3 protein-coding genes are annotated in these 3,152 nt (G+C 45.2%); all 3 read right to left on the bottom strand.

Features of this window, described 5'->3' with window-relative positions; all coding sequences use genetic code 11:
* Positions 1–166 precede the first annotated feature (166 nt).
* Positions 167–346 (bottom strand): hypothetical protein, encoded by a 180-nt coding sequence (locus QZ735_RS01140; protein ID WP_294243404.1) that lies wholly within the window; start codon positions 344–346, stop codon positions 167–169.
* 19 nt (positions 347–365) lie between these two features.
* Positions 366–1,187 carry an alpha/beta hydrolase gene (locus QZ735_RS01135; protein WP_294243403.1) on the bottom strand — a complete coding sequence of 274 codons (822 nt, stop codon included), beginning with the start codon at positions 1,185–1,187 and terminating at the stop codon, positions 366–368.
* Positions 1,188–1,502: 315 nt separating this feature from the next.
* Positions 1,503–3,152 (bottom strand): 3'-5' exonuclease (locus QZ735_RS01130; RefSeq protein ID WP_294243401.1); only part of this gene is annotated, 1,650 nt, incomplete at its 5' end.

The raw sequence follows: 3,152 nt of genomic DNA, 5'->3' as shown, positions 1-3,152 counted from the left end.
AGCAGGATAATGCCTGATCCAATCATCACAAACAGCAGGATTCCTGCGAGATTGGCCATGCTTTCCCGGGACTGCATGGCTTTTTCATCAGTATGCCGCTTCTGGATAATGAGCTGGTTGATGTTTTTATGGTCGCCATAAAAATCTTCAATTTCATCCGTAGTAATCAATTGGACATCAATACCTTTTTCCGGAGGAAGATCAGCCCTTTGATCAGTGAAGGTGAAAGATAGGGCGATACGATCCTGACGTTTTTCTTTGCACTCCTGATGTCCTGGATCAGCTTGTTCCCTGCACTTTTCCCGATGTAAATATCGCAGAGGGCGTTGTTATGAAATATTCCCATGATCAATACGGCACCTGTCTTATTTTTCTTTACGCTGACCGATTCTTTTGATCTCATTCAGCAGTAAGGGGAATGCCGGGTCAGCCATGCCACCATGATCAAAGCCGTCAAGCTCGTAAAGAACGGTTTCCTTATGCCCTTTCAGCTTCATCATCCGCGCCATGTAGGCATTTTCCTCATATCTGCCGAGCAGCTCCTTTTCACGGTCTCCGGTAATCAGCAGCAATGGAGGCGCATCGGCTCGTATGAAGTGCAGGGGCGCAAATTCATCAATGCGGGCATCCAGCTCATCGATTCCTTTTTCTTTGCGGGCGGTGAAATGGGAAATCATCTGCCCGCTGAAAGGAATGATTCCGGCCAGCTCATTGGCATCAATATTATATTTTTTCAGGTAGTCTTTATTAAGCCCGACCATAATGGCCAGGTATCCGCCTGCGGAATGCCCGGAGATAAAAATCTTTTTTTCGTTTCCGCCGTATTTTTTTATATTCCGGAAAGCCCAGGCCGTAGCCGCCGCCGCATCTTCGATGTATTTCGGAGCACTGACTTTAGGGGAAAGCCTGTAATTGACGCCGATGACAGCGACCCCTTTACCTTTCAGCCTTTCAGGGATTTCTTTCTGTCCGCCTGTCAAACCTCCGCCGTGAAACCAGATGACCGTTGGAAAATCTTTTCCGTTTTTCGGAATATAAAGGTCCAGTACACATCTTTCGTTGAGGTAAGCGTCAGATGAATTGGTTTTTTCATCATAATAATGAATATTTTGAATCGTACTGTATTCCTGTGAAAATAGTGATGCGGAAGATAGTGCGAACATTAAAAACAGAATAATCCTTTTCATTGTAAAACTTTTATTGACTAAAGATACGAAATCTATATGGTCTCATTTTGATGATCACCTGGAAATTCCGGACAGGCATTGTGTGGATAGCATTACGGGTTCAGATTTCTAAGCCATTGGATCACCATTTTTCACTTACACAGAAAAAACAGGGATCTTCCGGACTCCCTGTTTCATCCATTGCTGTATATAGTGCTTTTACAGCAAACTAAAAATTAACCGTAGAAAATTAACCGAAACCGATTAAACACCATAGCACAGGTTTAGAGAATCATGGTGTACAACCCAGGTAAACCCGTGCTATCTGTGCGTTATTTAAATCTTTGTCAGTTTAGCGTATTTTAAAATCAGGTTTTTTTCGCCTTCGTGCTGGAAGATCACCTTGGCCTTGATATTCTGCGGATCGGTTCCGTCCAGGAAAGTGACCTCTCCGATTCCGAAACGGTCATGCCTTACTTTGTCTCCCACTTCGATATCCTGGGAAGAGGCTCCGCTCGGATTGATGATTTTCGCGGTACTTACCGGCTTCAGCTTCCTCGGTTCAGCAATGGGTTTTGTGTTATCGCCTCTATCGATGGTTTTCTTTTCCACCTTTCTGAAGCTTCTCATTTCGGAAGGATGTTCATCAAAAATATTGGATTTGATTCCCGTATTATTAATGAATCTTTTTTCAATGGCCGGGTTAAGAAATTCTATGTATTCATCATCGATTTCACTTAAGAACCGGGAAGGTTCCGCATCGGTAATTTTTCCCCACTGGAAACGCGAGACGGCATAGGAAAAGAAAGCCTGTTTTTCCGCTCTTGTCAAAGCCACGTAGAACAGACGCCTTTCTTCTTCCAGCTCTTCCCTCGTAGAAGAGCTCATAAAGCTCGGGAAGAGGTTTTCTTCCAATCCTACGAGATGGACAACCGGGAACTCCAGCCCTTTTGAAAGGTGAATGGTCATCAGGGAAACCATTTCCTCATCGCTTTCCTTGTTCTGGGTATCGGCGGAAAGCGCAATATTTTCAAGGAAATTCGGCAGGCTCGGGTCACCGTCTTCCAGCTGCATCTGCTCTTCAATAAACCCTTGCATGGAGTTCATGAGTTCCTGTACGTTTTCTACCCGGGAGATCCCTTCCGGGGTCTGGTCGTCTTTCAGGAACTTGATCAGCCCGCTGCGCTTGGCCACTTCCATGGCTACATTATAGGCAGTTTCGGTTTTCAGCAATACCTGAAATGCCCTGATCATCGACCAGAAATCGTTAAGCTTGTTTAGGATCCCGTTGTTCAGGCCAAGCTGCGGCGCATAGTTCGGCAGGTTGGACAGTACATTGGAAACCGAAATATTATGGGCGTCGGCAAAGACAATCAGCTTATTCTGGGTGGTTTCCCCGATTCCACGTACCGGATAGTTGATGATCCGCATCAGCGCTTCGGAATCGTTTTCATTCACCAGCAGCCGGAGATAGGCAATCAGGTCCTTTACTTCTTTTCTCTGATAGAAAGATAACCCTCCGTAGACTTTGTACGGAATATTTTTACGCCTCAGCGCATCTTCAAACGCGCGGGTCTGGGAATTGGTACGGTACAGGATGGCAAAATCATTGTACTTCCGCTGCTCCCGGTTCCGGGTTTCCCAGATGTTTCCGGCTACGAAATTGGCTTCGTCCGCATCGGAAAGCGAACGGTAGATTTTTATTTTTTCCCCTTCTTCATTTTCGCTGAATACATTTTTCTTAAATTGCTGGAGGTTTTTGGCAATGACCACATTCGCAGCGTTTACGATATTCTGGGTAGAACGGTAGTTCTGTTCCAGGGAAACCGTAACGGCATCGGGATAATCTTTTTTAAAGTTGAGAATGTTATAAATGTTAGCACCCCGGAACGAATAGATCGACTGTGCATCGTCTCCCACCACGCAGATGTTCTCAAATTTTGAAGCCAGTGCTTTCACAATCAGATACTGGGAATGGTTGGTATC

Origin of the sequence: uncultured Chryseobacterium sp., from assembly GCF_913776365.1 — a bacterium.
In the GTDB taxonomy this organism is placed as follows: Bacteria; Bacteroidota; Bacteroidia; order Flavobacteriales; family Weeksellaceae; genus Chryseobacterium.
The sequence above is the reverse complement of the archived record's forward strand: the minus strand, read 5'-3'. Positions and strand labels throughout refer to the sequence as shown.